Annotated in this window: 20 protein-coding genes; 15 read left to right on the top strand and 5 right to left on the bottom strand. The window is 67.9% G+C overall.

From position 1 onward, the window contains the following. The first annotated feature begins 15 nt into the window (after window positions 1-15). The 9 genes from ftsH to ACE3OK_RS06380 all read left to right on the top strand — a co-directional run bounded on the left by ftsH (window position 16) and on the right by ACE3OK_RS06380 (window position 9,328). A complete protein-coding gene (gene ftsH / locus ACE3OK_RS06420; RefSeq protein ID WP_374248719.1) occupies window positions 16-1,926 on the top strand; it encodes an ATP-dependent zinc metalloprotease FtsH in 1,911 nt (636 codons plus the stop codon). Between the two features lie 66 nt (window positions 1,927-1,992). Next, the gene (folP, locus tag ACE3OK_RS06415) at window positions 1,993-2,883 is read left to right on the top strand and encodes a dihydropteroate synthase (protein WP_374248718.1); all 891 of its coding nucleotides are present in this window, start codon (window positions 1,993-1,995) and stop codon (window positions 2,881-2,883) included. A gap of 47 nt (window positions 2,884-2,930) precedes the next feature. Beyond that, the gene (putP, locus tag ACE3OK_RS06410; RefSeq protein ID WP_374248717.1) at window positions 2,931-4,433 is read left to right on the top strand and encodes a sodium/proline symporter PutP; all 1,503 of its coding nucleotides are present in this window, start codon (window positions 2,931-2,933) and stop codon (window positions 4,431-4,433) included. Window positions 4,434-4,437: 4 nt separating this feature from the next. Beyond that, window positions 4,438-5,391 carry a tRNA (adenosine(37)-N6)-dimethylallyltransferase MiaA gene (gene miaA / locus ACE3OK_RS06405; RefSeq protein WP_374248716.1) on the top strand — a complete coding sequence of 318 codons (954 nt, stop codon included), beginning with the start codon at window positions 4,438-4,440 and terminating at the stop codon, window positions 5,389-5,391. A gap of 127 nt (window positions 5,392-5,518) precedes the next feature. Next, complete coding sequence (gene hfq, locus ACE3OK_RS06400) at window positions 5,519-5,782, top strand: RNA chaperone Hfq (protein WP_374248715.1); 264 nt, start codon at window positions 5,519-5,521, stop codon at window positions 5,780-5,782. Window positions 5,783-5,847: 65 nt separating this feature from the next. Further along, entirely contained in the window at window positions 5,848-7,164 is a 1,317-nt protein-coding gene (gene hflX, locus ACE3OK_RS06395) for a ribosome rescue GTPase HflX (RefSeq protein ID WP_374248805.1), read from the top strand. 41 nt (window positions 7,165-7,205) lie between these two features. Continuing rightward, window positions 7,206-8,276 (top strand): FtsH protease activity modulator HflK, encoded by a 1,071-nt coding sequence (gene hflK / locus ACE3OK_RS06390; protein WP_374248804.1) that lies wholly within the window; start codon window positions 7,206-7,208, stop codon window positions 8,274-8,276. After that, window positions 8,273-9,136, top strand: coding sequence for a protease modulator HflC (gene hflC, locus ACE3OK_RS06385; RefSeq protein ID WP_374248714.1), 864 nt, complete (start codon window positions 8,273-8,275; stop codon window positions 9,134-9,136). Before hflK ends, hflC begins: the two co-directional genes overlap by 4 nt. A gap of 3 nt (window positions 9,137-9,139) precedes the next feature. Next, on the top strand, window positions 9,140-9,328 hold the full coding sequence (locus tag ACE3OK_RS06380; RefSeq protein WP_374248713.1) for a DUF2065 domain-containing protein: 189 nt from the start codon (window positions 9,140-9,142) through the stop codon (window positions 9,326-9,328). Window positions 9,329-9,385: 57 nt separating this feature from the next. Here ACE3OK_RS06380 and ACE3OK_RS06375 read toward each other — a convergent pair whose 3' ends face one another. Then, window positions 9,386-10,618, bottom strand: a complete 1,233-nt coding sequence (locus tag ACE3OK_RS06375) for a DUF4105 domain-containing protein (RefSeq protein WP_374248712.1) — start codon at window positions 10,616-10,618, stop codon at window positions 9,386-9,388. After that, the gene (locus tag ACE3OK_RS06370; RefSeq protein WP_374248711.1) at window positions 10,605-11,483 is read right to left on the bottom strand and encodes an HlyC/CorC family transporter; all 879 of its coding nucleotides are present in this window, start codon (window positions 11,481-11,483) and stop codon (window positions 10,605-10,607) included. Before ACE3OK_RS06370 ends, ACE3OK_RS06375 begins: the two co-directional genes overlap by 14 nt. A gap of 171 nt (window positions 11,484-11,654) precedes the next feature. Here ACE3OK_RS06370 and ACE3OK_RS06365 point away from each other — a divergent pair, with 171 nt between their 5' ends. After that, entirely contained in the window at window positions 11,655-13,142 is a 1,488-nt protein-coding gene (locus ACE3OK_RS06365) for a hypothetical protein (RefSeq protein ID WP_374248710.1), read from the top strand. Between the two features lie 3 nt (window positions 13,143-13,145). Here the strand turns inward: ACE3OK_RS06365 and ybeY are convergent, their stop codons facing one another. Continuing rightward, window positions 13,146-13,628, bottom strand: coding sequence for an rRNA maturation RNase YbeY (gene ybeY / locus ACE3OK_RS06360; protein ID WP_374248709.1), 483 nt, complete (start codon window positions 13,626-13,628; stop codon window positions 13,146-13,148). Window positions 13,629-13,637: 9 nt separating this feature from the next. Beyond that, complete coding sequence (locus tag ACE3OK_RS06355) at window positions 13,638-14,615, bottom strand: PhoH family protein (protein ID WP_374248708.1); 978 nt, start codon at window positions 14,613-14,615, stop codon at window positions 13,638-13,640. 113 nt (window positions 14,616-14,728) lie between these two features. Between ACE3OK_RS06355 and ACE3OK_RS06350 the strand changes: the two genes are divergently transcribed. Beyond that, the gene (locus ACE3OK_RS06350; RefSeq protein ID WP_374248707.1) at window positions 14,729-16,384 is read left to right on the top strand and encodes an amidohydrolase; all 1,656 of its coding nucleotides are present in this window, start codon (window positions 14,729-14,731) and stop codon (window positions 16,382-16,384) included. A 181-nt stretch (window positions 16,385-16,565) separates the two neighbouring features. On the opposite strand, the gene miaB is transcribed toward ACE3OK_RS06350, so the two are convergent. Beyond that, complete coding sequence (gene miaB, locus ACE3OK_RS06345; RefSeq protein WP_374248706.1) at window positions 16,566-17,954, bottom strand: tRNA (N6-isopentenyl adenosine(37)-C2)-methylthiotransferase MiaB; 1,389 nt, start codon at window positions 17,952-17,954, stop codon at window positions 16,566-16,568. 140 nt (window positions 17,955-18,094) lie between these two features. Between miaB and ACE3OK_RS06340 the strand changes: the two genes are divergently transcribed. From ACE3OK_RS06340 to ACE3OK_RS06325, 4 genes are all read left to right on the top strand, one after another. Continuing rightward, window positions 18,095-19,033, top strand: a complete 939-nt coding sequence (locus ACE3OK_RS06340; protein WP_374248705.1) for a transglycosylase SLT domain-containing protein — start codon at window positions 18,095-18,097, stop codon at window positions 19,031-19,033. Window positions 19,034-19,124: 91 nt separating this feature from the next. Further along, window positions 19,125-19,724, top strand: a complete 600-nt coding sequence (gene petA / locus ACE3OK_RS06335) for a ubiquinol-cytochrome c reductase iron-sulfur subunit (RefSeq protein WP_374248704.1) — start codon at window positions 19,125-19,127, stop codon at window positions 19,722-19,724. Between the two features lie 3 nt (window positions 19,725-19,727). After that, the gene (locus ACE3OK_RS06330; RefSeq protein WP_374248703.1) at window positions 19,728-21,011 is read left to right on the top strand and encodes a cytochrome bc complex cytochrome b subunit; all 1,284 of its coding nucleotides are present in this window, start codon (window positions 19,728-19,730) and stop codon (window positions 21,009-21,011) included. Then, a complete protein-coding gene (locus ACE3OK_RS06325; RefSeq protein WP_374248702.1) occupies window positions 21,004-21,747 on the top strand; it encodes a cytochrome c1 in 744 nt (247 codons plus the stop codon). The genes ACE3OK_RS06330 and ACE3OK_RS06325 overlap by 8 nt, the downstream gene beginning before the upstream one ends. Window positions 21,748-21,831: the final 84 nt, after the last annotated feature.

The following is a 21,831-nucleotide window of genomic DNA, read 5'->3' as shown; positions in this document are numbered from 1 at the left end:
TAGCGAAGGAACGACATGAACGATCTGGCGAAGAACCTGCTGCTGTGGGTGGTGGTGGCAGTGGTGCTGATGGTGGTGTTCCAGAGCTTCTCGCCGAAGCTGGGCGCCAGCCAGGAGGTGGTGTATTCGCAGTTCGTGCAGGATGTCGAGGCCGATCGCGTCAAGGTGGTGGACATCGCCAGCAACGAGCGCAGCATCACCTTCCAGCGCAACGACGGCAGCACCGGCACCACCACCGCGCCGGTGCGCGACCGTGATCTCATCAACGACCTGATCCAGCACAAGGTGGAGATCAAGCAGGCACCGCCGGATTCCGGCATCTCGTTCTGGTCGCTGGTGCTGAATTTCCTGCCGGTGCTGCTGATCATCGGCTTCTGGCTGTTCATGATGCGGCAGATGCAGGGCGGTGGCGGCGGCAAGGGCGCCATGTCCTTCGGCCGCTCGCGCGCCAAGCTGCTGTCCGACGACCAGGTCAAGGTCACCTTCGCCGACGTCGCCGGTTGCGACGAGGCCAAGGAGGACGTGGCCGAGCTGGTCGAGTTCCTGCGCGACCCGTCGCGCTTCCAGAAGCTGGGTGGCAAGATCCCGCGCGGCGTGCTGATGGTGGGCCCGCCCGGCACCGGCAAGACGCTGCTCGCCAAGGCGATCGCCGGTGAGGCGAAGGTGCCGTTCTTCTCGATTTCCGGCTCCGATTTCGTGGAGATGTTCGTCGGCGTCGGTGCCTCGCGCGTGCGCGACATGTTCGAGCAGGCCAAGAAGCACGCGCCCTGCATCATCTTCATCGACGAGATCGACGCGGTCGGCCGCCATCGCGGTGCCGGCCTTGGCGGCGGCCACGACGAGCGCGAGCAGACCCTCAACCAGTTGCTGGTGGAGATGGACGGCTTCGAGGGTGGCGAGGGCGTGATCGTCATCGCCGCCACCAACCGCCCCGACGTGCTCGACCCGGCGCTGCTGCGCCCCGGCCGCTTCGACCGCCAGGTGGTGGTGGGCCTGCCCGACGTGAAGGGCCGCGAGCAGATCCTCAAGGTGCACATGCGCAAGCTGCCGCTGGCCGACGACGTGGTGCCGATGACCATCGCCCGCGGCACGCCGGGCTTCTCCGGCGCGGACCTTGCCAACCTGTGCAACGAGGCGGCGCTGTTCGCCGCGCGCGAGAACGCGAAGGAGGTCCGCATGGACCACTTCGACAAGGCCCGCGACAAGATCCTGATGGGTGCCGAGCGTCGTTCCATGGCGATGAGCGAGCAGGAAAAAACCCTCACTGCCTACCACGAGGCCGGCCATGCCATCGTCGGCCGGCTGGTGCCGGAGCACGATCCGGTCTACAAGGTGACGATCATCCCGCGCGGCCGTGCGCTGGGCGTGACCATGTACCTGCCGGAAGGCGACAAATATTCGATGAACAGGATCGCCATCGAGTCGCAGCTATGCTCGCTGTATGGCGGCCGCGTGGCCGAGGAGTTGATTTTCGGCGCAGACAAGGTCACCACCGGCGCGTCCAACGATATCGAGCGCGCCACCAAGATGGCCCGCAACATGGTCACCAAATGGGGCTTGTCCGATGAACTGGGGCCGATTGCCTATGCCGAGGACGAAGGCGAGGTATTCCTGGGCCGCAGCGTGTCGCAGACCAAGCACGTGTCGGACGATACCGCGCGCAAGATCGACGATGTGGTGCGTGGCATCCTCGACCGCGCCTATGGTTCGACCAAGCAGCTGCTGTCCGACAACCTCGACAAGTTGCACGTGATGGCAAAGGCGTTGCTGGAATACGAGACCATCGATGTGCCGCAGATCGACGCGATCATGGAAGGTCGTGACGTGCCGCCGCCGGTTGGCTGGAACAAGCCCGGCGCCGGCAAGCCCGGCGGTGATGCCGCGCCGCCGCTGCCACCGATCGGCGGACCGGCGGAACAGGCCTGAGCAGCGCTTGCCGGGTAACGACGAAAAGGCCAGAGTTCGCTCTGGCTTTTTCATGTGCGGGCCCCGATGTTCGACACTTCGCTCCAGCTTGATTGCAATGGCCGCGTCCTGCGGCTCGACCGCCCGCAGGTGATGGGCATCGTCAATACCACCCCGGATTCGTTCTCCGACGGTGGCGCGCATTTCGATGCCGAGGCCGCCGTCGCCCACGGCCTGCGGCTGGCGGAGGAGGGCGCCGACATCCTCGACGTCGGCGGCGAATCCACCCGCCCGGGGTCGCAGGAAGTGCCGGTGGAGGAGGAGCTGCGGCGCGTGGTTCCGGTGATTGAAGGGCTGGCGCGGAAAACCGCGCTGCCGATCAGCATCGACACCAGCAAGCCCGAGGTGATGCGTGCGGCGATCGACGCCGGTGCCGGCATGCTCAACGACGTGTACGGCCTGCGTCGCGAGGGCGCGCTGGATGCGGCTGCCGAGCTGGGCGTGCCGGTGGTGCTGATGCACATGCTGGGCGAGCCGCGCTCGATGCAGGCGTCGCCGGAATACGACGACGTGGTCGGCGAGGTGCACCGCTTCCTGGCCGAACGCATCTTCGCCGCCGAGATGGCGGGCATCGCAAGGAAGAACATCGTGGTGGACCCCGGCTTCGGCTTCGGCAAGACCACCGCGCACAACCTGCAGCTGCTGGCGCAGCTGGAGCGCTTCACCGAACTGGGTGTGCCGGTGCTGGCGGGGCTGTCGCGCAAGCGGACCATCGGCGAGCTGACCGGTCGCAGCGAGCCGCGCGAGCGCGTGGCGGGCTCGGTGGCAGCGCACCTGGTTGCCGCGCAGCAGGGCGCCCTGCTGCTGCGGGTCCACGACGTCGCCGCAATGGTGGACGCGCTGAAGGTGTGGAATGCGGTCGCCGCGGTGCCGGCACCGCGCAAGGCGGTACCGCCGGAGATTGCCTGGCCGGAGTAACCGGGGGCAGGCCGGGTTAAAGTGCGCCGTCCAACCGGAGCCCGCGCATGACCGCCAGTACCCCGCTGCTGATCACCTTTGGCCTGTACCTGCTGGCGATGGTGGGGATCGGGTTGGCGGCCTGGCGCTCCACCCGCAGCCTCGACGACTACATCCTCGGCGGGCGCTCGCTGGGCGGTTACGTCACCGCGCTGTCCGCCGGCGCTTCCGACATGAGCGGTTGGCTGCTGATGGGGCTGCCCGGCGCGTTGTACCTGACCGGCGTCAGCGAGGCATGGATCGCCGTCGGCCTGTGCATCGGCGCGTGGTGCAACTGGCGCTTCGTGGCGGGGCCGCTGCGCGTCTACACCGAGCGCACCGACAATGCCCTGACCCTGCCGGACTACTTCACGACGCGCTTCTCGACCGATGGCTCCGCCGCCAACGGGCGCCTGCTGCGCGTGGTGTCGGCGCTGGTGATCCTGGTGTTCTTCGCGATCTACTGCGCCAGCGGCATCGTGGCCGGGGCGCGCCTGTTCGAGAGCGTGTTCGGGCTGCCCTACGCGCAGGCGCTGTGGTGGGGCGCGGCCGCCACCATCCTGTACACGCTCATCGGTGGCTTCCTCGCGGTGAGCTGGACCGACACGGTGCAGGCCACCCTGATGATCTTCGCCCTGCTGCTGACGCCGGTCATCGTCATCCTCAGTGTCGGCGGGCCGGGCGAGACGCTGCGCGTCATCGAGCAGGTCGACCCGGCGCGCCTGCAGTGGATCGGCACCGGCGGCCTGGTCGCGGTGGTTTCTGCGCTGGCCTGGGGCCTGGGCTATTTCGGACAGCCGCACATCCTGGCGCGCTTCATGGCGGCGGATTCGCTGGCCGTGATCCCGCAGGCGCGGCGGATCGGCATGACCTGGATGGTGCTGTGCCTGCTGGGCGCGGTGGCGGTGGGGCTGGCCGGCATCGCCTGGGCCACCCAGCACCCGCAGCAGGCGGGTGCGCTGGGCGAAAACCCCGAGCGCGTGTTCATCGTGCTGGCCGAAGCGCTGTTCAACCCGTGGGTGGCCGGCGTGCTGCTCTCGGCGATCCTGGCCGCGGTGATGAGCACGCTCAGCTGCCAGTTGCTGGTGTGCTCCAGCGCGCTGACCGAGGATTTCTACCACGGCTTCCTGCGGCCCGCCGCCGGCCCGCGTGAACTGGTGTGGATGGGGCGCGCCACCGTGCTGGCGGTGGCGCTGCTGGCGATCTGGATTGCCCGCGATCCCGACAGCCGCGTGCTCGGCCTGGTCAGCTATGCCTGGGCCGGTTTCGGTGCCGCATTCGGGCCGGTGGTGCTGCTCTCGCTGGTCTGGGGCCGGATGACCGGCATCGGCGCGCTGGCCGGCATGGTGGCCGGTGCGTTGACCGTGGTGCTGTGGAAGTACACCGGCAGCGCGCTGTACGAAATCGTGCCGGGGTTCGTGGCCGGCAGCGCCGCGATCGTGCTGGGCAGCCTGCTGTCGCCCGCGCCGAGCGCGGAGGTGCAGGCCCGCCACCAGCAGGTCCGGGCCAGCCTGCGCGAACGCGGTTACTGACCCGATGGCGCTGGATGCGCGGCCGCGCGCGATCGCGCTGATGGGGCCCACTGCATCGGGCAAGAGCGCCTGCGCGCTCGATCTGGCGTGGCGGCTGGGCGGCGAGATCGTCAGCGTCGATTCGGCGCTGGTCTATCGCGGGCTGGACATCGGTGCAGCCAAGCCCACCCGCGACGAGCGCGCACAGGTGCCGCACCACCTGATCGATGTCTGCGACCCGTGGCAGCCGTATTCGGCCGCGGAGTTCGCGCAGGCGGCGCGGGCCGCCATCGACGGCATCGTCGCGCGCGGCAAGCTGCCCATTCTTGCCGGCGGTACCGGGCTGTATTTTCGTGCACTGCTGGAGGGCCTGTCCGACATGCCCGAAGCGGATGCCGTGCTGCGTGCCGCGATTGCCGATGAGGCGGGCGTGCGCGGCTGGGCAGCCCTGCATGCCGAGCTTGTGCAGGTGGACCCGGAGGCGGGCGCACGCATCCATGCCACCGATGCGCAGCGCATCCAGCGCGCCTTGGAAGTGTTTCGCCTGACTGGTCGCCCGATCAGCGATTGGCAACGCAACGCACGCGGCACGCGGTTGCCCCTGAGCGTGCTGAAGCTGGTGCTGGCCCCGGCCGCGCGCAGCAGCTTGCATGACCGCATCGCGCAACGTTTCGATGCGATGCTGGAGGCGGGGTTTCTGGATGAAGTCCGCGCCTTGCGCGCGTTGCCGGGACTCGCTGCACATCCGCAGCCACTGGATCTGCCGGCCATGCGCGCAGTGGGCTACCGGCAGGCATGGGAGTATCTGGACGGCAACGCCACCGCCGCGCAATTCCGCGAACGTGCCATCGCTGCCACCCGGCAGCTGGCCAAGCGCCAATACACCTGGTTGCGTGGCGAGCTGGACGCCCGCCGCTTCGACCCCGCCACCCAGGCCGCCGCGTTGCAGGCTGCGGTGCAGGGCTTCCTGGGCCGCTGATCCGCACCTGAGCGCGCGGCTGCGTTACCATCGGCCTGCCCGCCGCTGGCGGACGGGCAGGGGCCGGGGATCTGCCGCCGGCAGCGGCCCCGACCAACAACAACAACACGACAGCCACGGGGAATCCATGTCGAAGTCGCAATCCTTGCAGGATCCTTTCCTGAACGCCCTGCGCCGCGAGCGCGTGCCGGTGTCCATCTATCTGGTCAACGGCATCAAATTGCAGGGTACGGTCGAATCGTTCGACCAATTCGTGGTGCTGCTGCGCAATACCGTCAGCCAGATGGTCTACAAGCACGCCATTTCCACCGTGGTGCCGGCGCGCAATGTGCGCATCAGTGGCGGTGCCGAGGCAGGTGAAGCCGAAGCGGATGCGGCTGCGGCCGAATGATGTGCGTGCGGCGGGGCTTGCAATCGCGGGTTGCCGCCCGCATCTGTTAGCCGATGCCCACCCAATTGTTCGAACGTTCGCGCGGCGGTGAAAACGCGCTGCTGATCCAACCCCACGCCTACGGCCCGCCGGCCGAAGGCGTGCTGGACGAATTCGCGGAACTGGCGCGTTCGGCTGGTGCCCGCGTGGCCGCCACCGTGCTGGCGCGGATCGACAAACCCAACCCGTCCATCCTGATCGGCAGTGGCAAGCTGGACGAAGTGAAGGCCGCCTGCGATGCCGTCGGTGCCGACCTGGTATTGGTCAACCACGCCCTCAGCCCCATCCAGGAACGCAATCTTGAAAAAGCGCTGGAACGCCGGGTGGTGGATCGCACCGGGCTGATCCTGGACATCTTCGCCCAGCGCGCGCGCAGCCACGAAGGCAAGTTGCAGGTGGAACTGGCGCAGCTGCGCCACATGGCCACCCGGCTGGTGCGTGGCTGGACCCACCTGGAGCGCCAGCGCGGCGGCGCCATCGGCCTGCGCGGCCCCGGCGAAACCCAGTTGGAAACCGACCGCCGGCTGCTGCAAAAGCGCGTCGAGATGCTGCAAAAGCGCCTGGAAAAAGTGGAAGTGCAGCACACCCAGATGCGCCGCGCGCGGGTGCGCAGCGAACTTCCGCGTGTTGCCTTGGTGGGCTACACCAACGCCGGCAAGTCCACCCTGTTCAATGCATTGACCGGCGCCGACGCCTACGCCGCCGATCAATTGTTCGCCACGCTGGACCCCACCGTGCGCCGGATCACGTTGCCCGGCGGAGGCGTGGTGTTGGCCGACACCGTGGGCTTCGTCCGCGACCTGCCGCACGAACTGGTGGCCGCGTTCCGTTCCACGTTGAGCGAGGCGCGCGAGGCCGACCTGCTGCTGCACGTGGTCGACGCCGACGACCCGCTGCGCGACGAGCGCATGGCGCAGGTGGACGCGGTACTGCACGACATCGATGCTGGCGACATCCCGCAGTTGCTGGTATTCAACAAGATCGACCGCATCGAAGGGGCCAGCCCGCGCATCGACCGACGCGAACACGCCGCCAGTGCGGTGTGGTTGTCGGCCCGTGATGGCAACGGCCTGGGTTTGCTGCGCGACGCCTTGTGCGAACGCCTGGGCTTGCAGCGCATCACCGGCCTGATCCAGTTGCTCACCGATGCCGGCCGCTTGCGCGCGCGCCTGCACGCACTGGGTGCGGTCCGTGATGAAACCCATGATGCCGATGGCTGGCAGGTGCAGGTGGATCTGCCCGTCTCCGATGCCACGCGGCTGGCGGCGCAGGCGGATGGTGCGCCGCTACGCGCCCTGTTGGCGGCCAGCGCACCGTTGCTTCCCGTAGAATCCGACACATGACCACACAAGACAGCGGCCCGCGCGGGCCCAAAGCGGCCTGGATGGCCTGGAACCGGCCCGGTGGCGCCGGCAAATCCACCGGCAACGGTTGGGGGCGCGTGCTGGACAAGCTGCCCGATCTCGGTGGCGGCAACCCGCTGCGCTGGTTGTGGCTGGTGCTGGCGTTGTGGCTGGCCTTCAACTGCTTCGTGCTGGTGGCCGAACAGCAGCGCGGCGTGGTGCTGCGCTTCGGCAAGTTCGACAGGCTCATGCAGCCCGGCCCGAACTTCAAGCTGCCGTGGCCGATCGAGAGCATCACCAAGGTCAACGCCACCCAGATCAAGAATTACGAAGACCGCGTGCCGGTGCTGACCCGCGACGAAAACATCGTCGATGTGGCGGTCAACGTGCAGTACAAGGTTGCCGATCCCCAGCTCTACCTGTTCGGCACCCGCAATGGCGATGAAGTGCTGAAGCAGGCCGCGCTGAGTACCGTGCGCGAGCAGGTGGGTCGTTCCGATCTCGATACCGTGCTGGGCGCGCGCGAACAGCTCGCGGTGTCGGCGCGCGAGCGCCTGCAGAAATCGCTGGAGGCTTACCGTACCGGCTTGGTGGTCACCGAACTGAACCTGCCCGACGCGCGCCCGCCGCAGCAGGTGAAGCCGGCGTTCGACGACGTCAACAGTGCCCAGCAGGACAAGGAGCGGCTGATTTCCGAATCCCGCGCCTACGCCGCCAAGGTGGTGCCCGAGGCCCGCGGCCAGGCGGCGCGCGTGCGCACCGTGGCGGAAGGCTACAAGACCGCCGAGATTGCCCGTGCCACCGGTGATGCCGAGCGCTTCAGCCTGCTGGTGGCGCAGTACAAGGGTGCCCCGGATGTCACCCGCAAGCGCCTGTGGCTGGAAACCGTGCAGGACGTGCTGGCGCGTAACCGCAAGGTGGTCGGTGGCGATGGCCGCCAGTTGATCTACGTGCCGATGGCCGGCAGTGCGCAGCCAGCGGCCCCGGCCCCGGCCCCGGCGGTGTTGCCGGAGTTGGTGTCGCCGCCGGTGCAGGCCAACACCGCTGCGGAAGATCCGGCACGCCCGGGCCGCAGTGGCCGCCCGGCCGGACGCGAGGAGGTGGTGCGATGAGATTCCCTGCATGGATGGCGGCCGTGGTGGCCGCGCTGGTCTTGTTGATGGGTTCGGTGTTCGTGGTCAACGAAGGCCATACCGCCATCGTCCTGAACCTGGGCCGGGTGTCGCGGGTCAACCTGCAACCGGGCCTGCATTTCAAATGGCCGTTGGTGGAAAGCGCGCGGGTGTTCGACCGTCGCCTGCAGGTGCTGCCGGCCGAGCCGGAGCGCTACCTGACCTCCGAGCGCAAGGACGTCAGCGTGGACTTCTTCGCGGTGGGCCAGATTGAAGACGCCCGCGCCTTCTATCGCGCCACCGGCGGCGACGAAAGCGCCGCGGTGGCGCGTCTGGCGCCGATCATCAAGGATGCGCTGCGCAACGAAATCAACGCCCGCACCCTGCAACAGGCGGTGTCGGGCGACCGCACCGAGATCGTCAAGAGCCAGCTCAGCGTGATCAATCGCGGTGCGGCGACACTGGGCGTGCGCATCCTCGACCTGCGCATCAAGCAGCTCGACCTGCCCACCGACAGCCGCGTCATCGACGACGTCTACAACCGCATGCGCGCCCAGCGCCAGCAGGTGGCCAGCCGCTTGCGCGCGGAAGGCGAGGAGCAGGCCAACGAGATCCGCGCCGGCGCCGACCGCGACCAGCAGGTGATCCTGGCCGAAGCCGAGCGCGACGCGCAGAAGCTGCGCGGCGAAGGCGATGCCGAAGCCGCGCGCATCTATGCCGATGCGGCCAACCGCGACCCGTCCTTCTACGCCTTCCAGCGCAGCCTGGAGGCCTACCGAAAGGCGTTTTCCGGCAATGACGGCGTGATCGTGCTGGAGCGCAACGATCCCTTCCTGCAATACCTGCGCAGCGACCACTGACCGATGTCGGATCTGTGGTCGGCGCTGTGCCTGGTGGTGGTCTTCGAGGGGCTGTTGCTGTTCGCCGCCCCCGCCGCGTGGAAACGCACCGTCGAGCAGATGTTGCAGTTGAGCGATGAGCAAGTCCGTCGCATCGGTGGCGTGGTGCTGATGCTGGGACTGGTGGCGCTCTGGCTGGTGCGCGGCGGCTGACGCCGACGCGTGTGGATGCGGCCAGGCCCCGGTGGCCCGGGGGCCACGCCCGCGTCGTCAGGAGGCGGGCTTCACGGTGACGCCGGGCGGGAGTCTGGCCCACAGGCGGGCGCAGGCGGCATGCAGCGGCAGCAGCAGGGCGATCCAGTGGCCGTTGCGTTGCGGCAGCACCTGCAGCCATAGCGGCAGACAGGCCAGCCCGGCCAGCACCGCCACCGCCAGCAACACTGCGCGGAAGCGCGCCGAGGGCAGTCGCCCGCGCAGCAGCGCCCAGCCGCCCGGCAGCAGCAGCAGGCACAACGGGTTGAACAGCAGCAGGTTGCGGTTGGCCCACAGTGCGTGGTGCTCGGTGGCGGCCCAGGCCAACGCCAACACGGTGCCCAGCGTGCCACAGACCAACCACAACAGACTGGCCAGGGTCGCGCCGGTGCGTGGGCGGCGCCGGCCGGTTGCCAGCAACGCCAGCCCCGCCAATGTCCCGCTCAGCAACCATGGCCACAGCGGCTGCGCCTGTTCGGCCGGCTCCGCTGCCTGCCGTTGCGGCAGCAACTCCAGTTCCGCGACCACCAACGGGCGACCATCGGGGTGGCGCACATCACGCAGGTCGTCGGCCAGCCGGCGCGGCAGGAAGTCTTGCTGCCAGCGCGTCAGCGGGCGATCGGCCGCCGGCCCCAGCGCGATGTCGAAGCCCAGCCACAGCCACGGCGCGGGCGAGGCCAGCCGCAAGGTTTCGCTGCGCCAGCTGTCGCCGCTGGAACGCGCCTGCATCTGGCGCCGGAGTTGCCCATCCAATGCGCGATCGAGGGCATCGCGCACGCGGGTGGTGCAGTTGTCGGTGAAATAATCGTAGCGGTAGCGGGCGTTTTCAGGGCGGGCGTTGGTGGCCAGTGCGGCAGCCAACCGGCGTGCCTGCGCGGGGTCGAGGTCCAGCCATTGCAGGCGGGCACCACGTCCCACGTCGCGGTAATAGGCCAGGTCGTCGGCCAGCGGCAGCGCCACCAGCATGTAACGCATCTCGCCCTTGGCGAAGCGCCTGACGAAGCCGGGTTCGTCGAGGTCGAAATAGCCGAAGTTGTAGCTGATCGGGCCGCGCTGCGCGGGGTCGGCGACCACGATCGCGTCGTGGCCGAAACGCTCCCAGAAGATCTCGCCCGGCCCCATCGTCAACACGCCGATGCGCGGCGCGGCGGCGGCCGGCGGCTGCGCCGGTCCCTGCGCCTGCACCAGTCCCGCCAACAGTGCCAGCAGCGGCGTCAACAAGAGACGGCGCAGCACCTCATTCCCCTCCATGCACGCTCACGTGCAGGGCCAGCAGGCGGCGCGCATCGGCGCGCGCGACACGGAAGGCGAAGCGCTCCAGGGTCAGCTCTTCGCCGGCCTCCGGCAGGTGGCCGATGGCGGCGGTGACCAGCCCGCCGATGGTGTCGTACTCGTCATCGGGGAACGATGCGCCGAAACGCGCATTGAAGTCGGAGATCGGCGTGAGCGCGTCGACCACGAACTGGCCGTCGGCCTGCGCCGCGATCAGTACGCCCGCATCAGCCGCATCGTCGTGTTCGTCGTCGATCTCGCCGACGATCTGTTCCAGCACGTCCTCGATGGTGACCAGGCCCGCCACGCCGCCGTACTCGTCGATCACGATGGCCATGTGGTTGCGCGACTGCCGGAACTCGCGCAGCAGCACGTTGAGGTTCTTCGATTCCGGGATCAGCACCGCTGGCCGCAGCAGCTCATGGATGCTGGCGGCGGCATTGTCCGCCACCACCCCGCGCAGCAGGTCTTTCGCCAGCAGGATGCCCAGGATCTCGTCCTTGTCCTCGCCGTGCACCGGGAAGCGCGAATGGCCGGATTCCACCACCTGCTTCATCAGCTCCAGCAGCTTGCCGTCGGCGGGCAGGGCCACCATCTGCGCACGCGCCACCATCACGTCGCCCACGGTCATTTCGGCGATGTTGATCGCGCCTTCCATCATCCGCAGGGTGTCGGCGCCGATCACGCCGTCGGCCTGCACATCGCGCAGCAGTTCGACCAGTTCCTCGCGGCTGTCGGGTTCGCCGGACAGCGCCGCGCTGATGCGGTCCAACCAGGAGCGGTGCGATTTCTCGGGGTGCTTTTCGTCGTTGTCGGTGGTGTGCCGACTGTCGTCCTCGGACATGGGGCGTGCGATCTTCGTGGGCTGCAACAGCGCGCAGTCTAGCGAATCCCTGCGGGTTGGGCAGTGAACGGGGCATGTCCCGCCGCAGCGGGTTTTGCCGTTGTGGTGGTCGACTGGGCGACAGGGGCGGCATGGGGCATGACGGCAGGGGTTGGAACAAGGGGCAGGCGCGTGGCTTGGTGGGCGGTGGCGTGCCTGTTGGCGTTGGCAGCGGCCTGTTCGAAGCCGTCGCAGCCGGCGGTGCAGGCGGCCGTGGCCGCTTCGGCCGCAGTACCGGCCACTGCCGTGGTGGTGGCGGTGCTGCCACTGGCGGATTCCGGCGACGACCCGGATGCACGGGCGTTCAACGATGGCATGGCGCAGCATCTGGCCCGGGCGTTGGCGCGCGTGCCGGGCATCGTCGTCATCAGCCCGGAGTCGTCGTTCCGTTTTCGTGGTTCCAGTGAGCTCAACAGCGTGATCGGCACGCGCCTGGGGGCCACCCACGTGCTGCGCGGCGCGCTGCAACGCCCCGACGGCCGGTTGCGGCTGGACCTGGAGCTGTTGCAGGCCAGCGACGGCGCCACCCTGTGGCAGCACCACTACGAACGCGTGGGGCGCGAGTTGTTCGCCCTCCAAGATGAAGCGGTGCGGGCACTGGCGACGGCGCTGCGTGCCGGCCCGGTGCCGCGCGGCGGGCAGGATGACCGGCCGCCAAGCGGCAATCCCGATGCCTACCAGGCCCTGTTGCAAGGCGATGCCGATGCGGCAGGCGGCGATGTCTTCAGCATCCGCGCTGCGGTGCTGGCCTACCAGCATGCGCTGGAGCTGGACCCCGGCTACGCCCATGCGCATGCGCGGCTGGCGCAGGCGCGTATCCGCCAGGTCGTGCAGTTCCCGTTGGACGAGGGCGATGGCCGCACGCAGGCGGAACTGGCCCGGCGCGATGCGGCGACCGCGTTGCGGTTGGCACCGGGCAGCACGGAAGCGCAACGCGCGCAAGCCATCTGGCTGGCCGAGATCGCCCACGATCCGGTGGCATCGCGCGAGGTGCTGCGCCGGGCCTTGGCACAACACCCGGGCGAGCCCGGTTTGCTGAACCTGCTGGCGTTGCGGCAGATCGGCTTCGGGGAACTGGACGCGGCGGCCGCGAGCTTGCGCCAGGTGTTGCAGGTCAATCCGCTGTCGGCACCGACGCACTACAGCCTGGGCAGCGTGTACCTGGGCTTGGCCGACTACCCGCAGGCCGAACACGAGTTGCGCGAGGCGTTGGCGCTGGAACCGTCGATGCCGCTGGTGCGTGCGTTCCTGGCGATGGTGTTGTTCCAGCAGAACCGCACCCGCGACGCGGTGGCGATGGCGGTGCAGGAGCCGCAGGCACTGTGGCGTCACTACGCGCTGGCGATGGCGTATTGGGCCGATGGCGACCGCGCCCGCTCCGAGGTCGAATTGCAGGCCTTGATCCGCGAGCACGCCAATGACGCGCCCACCCAGATCGCCGGGGTGCATGCCCAGCGCGGCGACCGCGAGGCGCTGTTCCACTGGCTGGAGGTGGCGCGCCGCGCCCACGACCCCGGATTGGCGGAAATCCGCTACATGCCCTTCGTGGCGCGCTATGCGGACGACCCGCGGTTCGTGGCGCTGTTGCGGGCGCAGGATCTGGCGCCGCCGGCGCAGTAGCCTTCAACCTGCCGCGTAAGGATCCGGCAGGCCCAGTCCGGCGAGGATCTCGCGTTCCAGTTGCTCCATCGCATCGGCCTCGCGCGGATCCTCGTGGTCCAGCCCCAGCAGGTGCAGGCAGCCATGCACGGTCAGGTGCGCGTAGTGGGCGTTGAGCGGCTTGCCTTGCTCTTGCGCTTCGCGTGCAACCACCGGCGCGCAAATCACGAGGTCCCCCAGGAGCGGCAATTTCACGCCCTTGGGCAGGCCCGGTGGAATCTCGGCGGGAAAGCTGAGCACGTTGGTGGCGTAATCCTTGCCGCGATAGTGGCGGTTCAGTGCGCGGCCTTCCTCGGCATCGACGATGCGGATGGCCAGGTCCGCTTCGCGAATGCGGCCCTGCAAGGCCGTCGCCGCCCACTTGCGGAAGCTGGCCGCCGCCGGAATGCCCGCACGCGGCAAGGCATAGCCAACAGCAACATCAAGACGCACCGGGCCCTTGGTCATGGCGGCATCCTACGCCTGTCCGTTGGCGGCGTCCCGCGCTTCGTAGGCATTGACGATCCGCGCCACCAGCGGGTGTCGCACCACGTCGCGGGCCTCGAAGAAGGTGAAGCTCACGCCGTCCACCCCGCGCAGCACCTCCACCGCGTCCTTGAGGCCGGATTTCTGGTGCTTGGGCAAATCGATCTGGGTCAGGTCGCCGGTGATGACCGCGGTACTGCCGAAGCCCAGCCGGGTCAGGAACATTTTCATCTGTTCGATGCTGGTGTTCTGCGCCTCGTCGAGGATCACGAAGGCATCGTTCAACGTGCGGCCGCGCATGTAGGCCAGCGGCGCGATCTCGATGACGTTGCGTTCCAGCAGCCGCGCCACCTTGTCCACGCCCAGCATTTCGTAGAGGGCGTCGTACAGCGGGCGCAGGTAGGGGTCGACCTTCTGGGTCAGGTCGCCGGGCAGGAAGCCCAGCTTCTCGCCGGCTTCCACCGCCGGCCGCACCAGGATCAGGCGCTGCACGCGCGACTGGTTGAGCGCATCCACCGCCATCGCCACGGCAAGGAAGGTCTTGCCGGTGCCGGCCGGGCCGACGCCGAAGTTGATGTCGTGATTGGCGATTTCCTGCAGATACCTGCGCTGGTTGGCGCCGCGCCCGCGCAAGGTGCCGCGCTTGACCCGCACCGCGATGTCCGCCGGCATCTGCCCGATGGGCGTGGCGGGCGCGTGGTCGTCGCCCGCGAACGCGCCCAGCCGCAGGTGCACGGCGTGCTCGTCCAGCGGCTCGCTATCGGCGTCGGCGTAGAGCTGGCGCAGGAACATGTCGGCCCGCGCCAGCGCATCGGCATCGTCGGCGCTGATCCGGAACACGCAGCCGCGATTGGCGATTTCCACGCCCAGCCGCAGTTCGATCAGGCGCAGGTGGGCGTCGAACGGGCCGCACAGGTTGGCCAGGCGTTCCAGATCGTCGGGTTCGAGGGTGAAGTCGTGGTGCTGCATAGGCCGCGAAGGGTAGCGCGATGCGCGCGCCGCTGCCACGGCAGGACGTGCGCTGACTTGCCTGGCCGGCGTGGCTGGCGCATCGTGGGGCGTCCTGCCCTGGAGCCATGCCGATGCGTCGAACCGCCAGTGCCTTGCTGTTGACCTTGCTGCCGCTGACGTTGCTGGCGGCCAATGTCACCGTGCTCAGCGCACATCGCATCCACACCATGGATGCCGCGCGGCCGCAGGCCACCGCGATGGCCTATGGCGACGACGGTACCGTGCTGGCGCTGGGTGATGCGGCCACGCTGCTGGCGCGCTACCCGCAGGCGCGGCGGCTGGACGTGGGCAATGCCACCGTGGTGCCGGGGTTGATCGACGCGCATGGCCACATGTCGGGATTGGGCCTGGCGATGCTGACCGCCGACCTGGTGGACACCGCCAGCAAGGCCGAGATCCTGGAGCGGTTGCGGGCGAAGGAAAAGGACCTGAGGCCGGGCGAATGGCTGATCGGGCGTGGCTGGGACCAGAACGACTGGCCGGAGCAGGCGTTCCCCACCGCCGCCGACCTCGATGCCGCGTTTCCCGAGCGCCCGGTCTGGTTGTCGCGCATCGACGGCCACGCCGGCTGGGCCAACACGGCGGCGATGCGCGCGGTGCCGCGTGCGCTGACCGGTACGTGGCAGCCGGAAGGCGGCAGCATCCAGCGGGACGCAGCCGGCAAGCCCACCGGCCTCTTCATCGACAACGCGATGCTGCTGCTCGAAAATGCCCGTCCCGCGATCGACGAAGCCACGGCGGAGAAAGCCCTGCAACTGGGGATGCGGGCTGCCGTGGCGCATGGGCTGACCGGCGTCCACGATGCCGGTATTCCACTGGCCGAATTGCAGCGCTACCAGCGCCTGGCCGACCGTGGCCAGCTGCCGCTGCGCATCTACGCGATGGCGGATGGCAACAAGGAGGCGCTGGAGTCGCTGTGCCAGCACGGCCTGTATCGGCACCCGTCCGGGCGTTTGCAGATGCGTGCGGTCAAGCTCTATGCCGACGGCGCATTGGGCAGTCGCGGCGCGGCGATGCTGGACGACTACAGCGACGACCACGGCAACCGCGGCCTGCTGCTGATGTCGCCGCAGGAATTGGCCGCCGCCGCGGCCAAGGCCAAGCGTTGTGGCGTGCAGGTGGCCACGCATGCCATCGGCGATCGCGGCAACCGCATCGCGTTGGATACCTACGCCAAGGCGCTGGGCAAGGACGTGGACGGCGACCATCGCTGGCGCATCGAACACGCGCAGATCCTCGCGCCGGAAGACCTGCCGCGGCTGGCCCGGATGCACGTCATCGCCTCCATGCAGCCCACCCACGCCACCAGCGACATGCCATGGGCGGAAGACCGGGTGGGGCCGCAGCGGATCGTCGGTGCGTATGCCTGGCGGCAATTGCGCGATGCCGGCACGCATCTGGCACTGGGCTCGGACTTCCCGGTGGAATCGGTGGATCCGCGCCTGGGCCTGTACGCGGCGGTGACGCGCGCCGATGGCAAGGGGCTGCCGGTGGGCGGCTGGTATCCGGACGAGAAACTGACCGCGTTCGAGGCGCTGCGTGGCTTCACCTTGGAGGCCGCCTATGCCGGTTTCGCCGAGCACGACGTCGGCAGCCTTGCCCCCGGCAAGCGCGCCGACTTCGTGGTGTTGGCCGAAGACCCGCTGGCGGTGCCGGATGCGGCGCTGCGCACGCTGACGGTCAAGGCGACCTACGTGGACGGCAAGCCGGTGTTCGAGGCGCGCTGATGCCGAGGCAGCGGGCGGACCGAACGACAAGCCCATCCCCACCCAAGCCTCCCCATGAAGGGAAGGGCTTGCGCGTCGTTGCGGCCAGCATGTGCGGGGTTTGAAACGTCTCCCCCTTCAATGGAGAGGTTGGAAGGGGCAGGGGGGGCGGCAAGGAGAATCCTTGCCGCGAAGAAAACCCTCAATCCGCCGTCACCACCCGCCCGCGCAGTGAGTTGCTCAGCGCAGCGGTGATTTCCACCTCGACGAACTGGCCGATCAGGCGCGGGTGCGCGGGGAAATTCACCGAGCGCATGTTTTCGGTCTTGCCGGTCAGCTCGTTCGGGTCCTTGCGCGACGGGCCTTCCACCAGCACGGTCTGCACGCTGCCCACCATCGCCTGTGAAATCGTGGCGGCATGCGCGCTGATGTGTTTTTGCAGGCGGTCCAGCCGCGCGTGCTTCTCCTCGCTGCTGGTGGTGTCTTCCAGGTCGGCGGCGGGGGTGCCGGGGCGGCGCGAATAGATGAAAGAAAAACTCTGGTCGAAGCCCAAGTCTTCGATCAGGCGCATGGTTTTCTCGAAATCCGCCTCGGTTTCGCCGGGGAAGCCGACGATGAAGTCCGACGACACCGAGATATCCGGCCGCACCGCGCGCAGCTTGCGGATCTTCTGCTTGAACTCCAGCGCGGTGTAGCCGCGCTTCATCGCGCTCAGGATGCGGTCGCTGCCGGCCTGCACCGGCAGGTGCAGGTAGTTGGCCAGCTTGGGCACGTCGCGGTAGGCCTCGATCAGCGAGTCGGAGAACTCCAGCGGGTGCGAGGTGGTGAAGCGGATGCGGCCGATGCCGTCGATTTCGGCAATCGCGCGGATCAGCAGGCCCAGATCGGCCACCTCTCCGCTGTCGCCCAGAGGGCCGCGGTAAGCGTTGACGTTCTGGCCCAGCAGGTTGACCTCGCGCACACCCTGCGCGGCCAGCTCGGCCACTTCGGTCAGCACCGACTCGAACGGGCGACTGATCTCCTCGCCACGGGTGTAGGGCACCACGCAGTACGAGCAGTATTTCGAGCACCCTTCCATGATCGAGACGAAGGCGGTGGGGCCTTCCGCGCGCGGCTCGGGCAGGCGGTCGAATTTCTCGATTTCCGGGAAGCTGATGTCCACCTGCGGCTGGCCGCTGATCGCGCGCTGCTGGAGCAGCTCCGGCAGGCGGTGCAAGGTCTGCGGGCCGAACACCAGGTCCACGTAGGGCGCGCGGTCGAGGATGGCCGCGCCTTCCTGCGAGGCCACGCAACCGGCCACGCCGATGATGACCGGGCGCCCCCCCTGCTTGAAGGCCTTCCAGCGGCCCAGCTGACTGAATACTTTTTCCTGTGCTTTTTCGCGGATCGAGCAGGTATTGATCAGGATCACGTCGGCTTCGTCGGCGTTTTCCGTCATTTCCATTCCTTCCTGCACGGCCAGCAGATCGGCCATGCGGGCCGAGTCGTACTCGTTCATCTGGCAGCCGTGGGTCTGGATGTGGAACTTCTTCGCGCCCGGGCGGGTGGGGCGGGTGGCTGGCGGTGCAGGCAGGGGATGCAGATCGGTCATGGCAGGCTCCGGGGCGCGGCGATGAGTCCGGGCCGGGATGGGGAAAACCGCCATTCTAACGGTTGCCACCCCTGCCGGATGGCTGCAAGGGAACGGAAAAGGCTTGCCAGTACAGGGGTTTGCGGATAAAACTGCGGCGCATGAAAGGGAGGGGTACCATCCTGTTGCTGCTGGCGTCTGCGCTGGTGGGGCCAGCCGCGGCGGGCAGCGTGTATCGCTGCACCGGCAGTGACGGGGTCACCAGCTATACCAACAAGCCGCCCGCCGGGCGTGCGTGCAGCCGGGTCGGTGGCTACAGCGCCCGCCGGCACGCTGCGCGCGCAGCCGTCCCGGTAGCGGTGGCTCCGGTGGCCACCGCCGCACCGGCGGCACCGGCGGCACCGGCGTTGGCATCCGTGACGGTGCCGGCAGGCCAGGCCCCGCAACCGCCGTCACCGCCACCGGCACGGGTGGCCGTGACCCCCCGGCTGGTGCGTGGGCAGGTCTATGCCTACATGGGCAAGGATGGCGTGCGCAACTACACCAGCCGTCGCCCCGCCGGGATGCCGGCTGCCGCAATCCGCACCATCCAGTACAGCTACATGGAAACCTGCTACGCCTGCGGCGTCCTGCCGGGGCTGGATTTCCGCTCCCTGCGCCTGAACACTGCGGCCTATCAGGCGGAAATCAGCGCCGCCGCCCGCGCCGCAGGGGTGGAGGAGGCGGTCGTGCGTGCCATCATCCATGCCGAATCGGCCTTCAACCCCAATGCGTTGTCGCGGGTGGGCGCGCAGGGGTTGATGCAGCTGATGCCGGCCACCGCGCGTCGTTTCGGGGTGGCTGATGCATTCGATGCCGGCCAGAATATCCGCGGTGGGGTGCAGTACCTGGCCTTCCTGCTCAAGCGTTTCAACGGCAACTTGACGCTGGCGGCCGCCGGCTACAACGCCGGCGAGGGTGCAGTGGACAAGTACGGCGGGGTGCCGCCCTACAGTGAAACCCAGCGGTACGTGCAGCGGGTGGCGCTTCTGGCGGAGCGCTACCGGGGGGCGGTCAACCCGGTGGCCTTGCCGATGCGGGGCGGATTGTCGGCCCGTTAAGGCTTCCGTTACACTTGCGTGTCATTCGCGGTTTGCCGGCCCGTGCCGGTGGCCGTGGTTTCGTGTACAGAATCCAATTTCGGAGTGCGGGATGGCCAACGAAGAGGTCAACGCCGGGCGACGCCGATTCCTCACCGCGACGACCGCGGTGGTGGGGGCGGTGGGTGCCGGGTTTGCGGCGGTGCCGTTCATCAAGTCCTGGAGCCCCAGCGCGCGCGCGCGCTTCGCGGGCGCACCGGTGTCGCAGGACATCAGCGCCCTGCAGGAAGGCCAGCAACTGGTGCTGAATTGGCGCGGCCAGCCAATTTACATCGCCAAGCGCTCCAAGGCGATGCTGGACATCCTGCCGAAAATGGACGCGATGGTGGCCGATCCGAAGTCGGATGCGTCCTCCCAGCCGTCCTATGCCAAGAATGAGACGCGTTCCATCAAGCCGGAGATCTCCGTGCTGGTCGGCGTCTGCACCCATCTGGGTTGCGCCCCGGAGTTCAAGCCGGAAGTGAAGCCGGAGCCGTTCGATCCGGACTGGAAGGGCGGCTACTTCTGCCCTTGCCACAAGTCGCGCTACGACCTCGCCGGGCGCGTGCTGAAGGCACAGCCGGCACCGATGAACCTGCCGGTGCCGCCCTACCATTTCGAGAACGGCGACACCGTCGTGGTGATCGGCCTCGACCCGAAGGGAGCCGCGTAAGCCATGGCGAACAAGATCGTGCAAACCGCCTGCAACGCCGCCACTGGCGTGATGGACTGGGTCAACGAGCGCGCCCCCGGCATGATGCCGGTGTACCGCAAGCACATGAGTGAGTACTACGCGCCCAAGAACTTCAACATCTGGTACATCTTCGGCGTGCTGTCGATGGTGGTGCTGGTCAACCAGATCGTCACCGGCATCTTCCTGACCATGCAGTTCAAGCCGAGCGCGGCGGAAGCCTTCGGCTCGGTCGAATACATCATGCGCGACGTGGAGTGGGGCTGGCTGATCCGCTACATGCACAGTACCGGCGCGTCGCTGTTCTTCATCGTCATCTACCTGCACATGTTCCGCGGGCTGATGTACGGCAGCTACCGCAAGCCGCGCGAACTGGTGTGGTTGCTGGGCATGGTGATCTACCTGGTGCTGATGGCCGAGGCCTTCATGGGCTACGTGCTGCCGTGGGGCCAGATGTCCTACTGGGGCGCCAAGGTCATCATCTCGCTGTTCGGCGCGATCCCGGTGATCGGCGGCGGCCTGACCGAATGGATCATGGGCGACTTCAATCCCGGTGACGCCACCTTGAACCGCTTCTTCGCGCTGCACGTCATCGCGATGCCGCTGGTGCTGTTGCTGCTGGTGGTGCTGCATATCTTCGCCCTGCACGAAGTGGGTTCCAACAACCCCGATGGCGTGGAAATCAAGAAGGGCCCGAAGGGCAACCGCTGGTCCGACAAGGCCCCGGCCGACGGCATCCCGTTCCACCCGTATTACACGGTGAAGGACCTGTTCTACGTCGGCTGCTTCCTCACCATCGCCGCGTTCATCATCTTCTTCGCGCCGACCTTCGGTGGCTTGTTCCTGGAGCACGACAACTTCACCGAGGCCAACCCGCTGGTGACGCCGTCGCACATCAAGCCGGTGTGGTACTTCACGCCGTACTACGCGATGCTGCGCGTGATCCCCTCGTTCTTCGGGATCAAGCTGTGGGGCGTGCTGGTGATGTTCGGCGCGATCGTGTGCCTGTTCCTGGTGCCGTGGCTGGACAAGAGCCCGGTCAAGTCGTTCCGCTACCGCGGCCTGCTCAGCTGGGTGATGCTGGGCGTGTTCGTGGTCAGTTTCGTCTGGCTGGCCAAGATCGGTGGCGGTCCCGGCACGGATCCGGTCGAGGCCATCATCGGCCGCGTGCTGACCTTCCTCTATTTCGCTTTCTTCATCACCATGCCGGTCTGGTCCAAGCTGGACAAGACCAAGCCGGTGCCGGAACGGGTGACGATGCATGACTAAGAACTTCCTGTCCCGCGCGGCGGTGTTCGCCGCCGGCCTGCTGCTGTCGGCCACTGCCTTCGCCAACGAGGGCGGCAATCTGCAACAGTCGGGTACCGACCTCAACGACAAGGCCTCGCTGCAGCGTGGTGCCGCCTTGTTCATGAACTACTGCAGCGGTTGCCACTCGCTCAAATACGTGCGTTACGCGCGCATCGGCGAGGATCTTGGCCTGAACGAAAGCGAGGTGATGGACAACCTCAATTTCAGCGGCGGCAAGATCGGCGACCACGTGCTGTCGGCGATGCCGCCGGAGCTGGCCAAGGATGCCTTCGGCAAGGCACCGCCGGATCTCAGCGTGATCGCCCGCGTGCGCGGCAGCGACTGGATCTACACCTACCTGAAGTCCTTCTATCTGGATGAAAGCCGCCCGGTGGGCTGGAACAACACGTTGTTCCCGAACGCCTCGATGCCGAACCCGCTGTGGGAACTGCAGGGCGTGCAGCAGCCGGTCTACGGCAAGAAGGATGCTTCCGGCGAGCTGCCGGTGGAAGGTTTCACCATCAGCCAGCCGGGCACCCAGGACGCCAAGCAATACGACAAGACGGTGCGCGACATCACCGCGTTCCTGGAGTACGCCGGCGAGCCGGCGGCGCTCAAGCGCCAGAACGTGGGTGTGTGGGTGATTTTGTTCTTGGTGTTTTTCTCTTTCATCGCCTGGCTGCTGAAGAGCGAGTACTGGCGGGACGTTCACTGACGCGGCGGCAACGGCACGGACGCCCGCCGCAGGGGAACGGAGCATGACGGCCGCCCGCATCGTGCGGGCGGCGCCGGTGCGTCT

Source organism: Thermomonas sp., from assembly GCF_041905325.1.
In the GTDB taxonomy this organism is placed as follows: Bacteria; Pseudomonadota; Gammaproteobacteria; order Xanthomonadales; family Xanthomonadaceae; genus Thermomonas.
Note: the sequence above shows the minus strand (reverse complement) of the source record. Positions and strands in the feature narration are given on the sequence as shown.

Bases quoted from the DNA above. Each gene is read 5' to 3' on its own strand.
- miaA (WP_374248716.1), top strand. From the start codon at position 4,438: ATGGCGCTGGATGCGCGGCCGCGCGCGATCGCGCTGATGGGGCCCACT.
- petA (WP_374248704.1), top strand. From the start codon at position 19,125: ATGGCCAACGAAGAGGTCAACGCCGGGCGACGCCGATTCCTCACCGCG.
- ACE3OK_RS06330 (WP_374248703.1), top strand. From the start codon at position 19,728: ATGGCGAACAAGATCGTGCAAACCGCCTGCAACGCCGCCACTGGCGTG.
- hfq (WP_374248715.1), top strand. From the start codon at position 5,519: ATGTCGAAGTCGCAATCCTTGCAGGATCCTTTCCTGAACGCCCTGCGC.
- ybeY (WP_374248709.1), bottom strand. From the start codon at position 13,628: ATGACCAAGGGCCCGGTGCGTCTTGATGTTGCTGTTGGCTATGCCTTG.
- ACE3OK_RS06375 (WP_374248712.1), bottom strand. From the start codon at position 10,618: ATGGAGGGGAATGAGGTGCTGCGCCGTCTCTTGTTGACGCCGCTGCTG.
- ACE3OK_RS06350 (WP_374248707.1), top strand. From the start codon at position 14,729: ATGCGTCGAACCGCCAGTGCCTTGCTGTTGACCTTGCTGCCGCTGACG.
- hflC (WP_374248714.1), top strand. From the start codon at position 8,273: ATGAGATTCCCTGCATGGATGGCGGCCGTGGTGGCCGCGCTGGTCTTG.
- folP (WP_374248718.1), top strand. From the start codon at position 1,993: ATGTTCGACACTTCGCTCCAGCTTGATTGCAATGGCCGCGTCCTGCGG.
- ACE3OK_RS06380 (WP_374248713.1), top strand. From the start codon at position 9,140: ATGTCGGATCTGTGGTCGGCGCTGTGCCTGGTGGTGGTCTTCGAGGGG.
- ftsH (WP_374248719.1), top strand. From the start codon at position 16: ATGAACGATCTGGCGAAGAACCTGCTGCTGTGGGTGGTGGTGGCAGTG.
- ACE3OK_RS06355 (WP_374248708.1), bottom strand. From the start codon at position 14,615: ATGCAGCACCACGACTTCACCCTCGAACCCGACGATCTGGAACGCCTG.
- miaB (WP_374248706.1), bottom strand. From the start codon at position 17,954: ATGACCGATCTGCATCCCCTGCCTGCACCGCCAGCCACCCGCCCCACC.
- ACE3OK_RS06340 (WP_374248705.1), top strand. From the start codon at position 18,095: ATGAAAGGGAGGGGTACCATCCTGTTGCTGCTGGCGTCTGCGCTGGTG.
- putP (WP_374248717.1), top strand. From the start codon at position 2,931: ATGACCGCCAGTACCCCGCTGCTGATCACCTTTGGCCTGTACCTGCTG.
- ACE3OK_RS06370 (WP_374248711.1), bottom strand. From the start codon at position 11,483: ATGTCCGAGGACGACAGTCGGCACACCACCGACAACGACGAAAAGCAC.
- hflK (WP_374248804.1), top strand. From the start codon at position 7,206: ATGGCCTGGAACCGGCCCGGTGGCGCCGGCAAATCCACCGGCAACGGT.
- ACE3OK_RS06325 (WP_374248702.1), top strand. From the start codon at position 21,004: ATGACTAAGAACTTCCTGTCCCGCGCGGCGGTGTTCGCCGCCGGCCTG.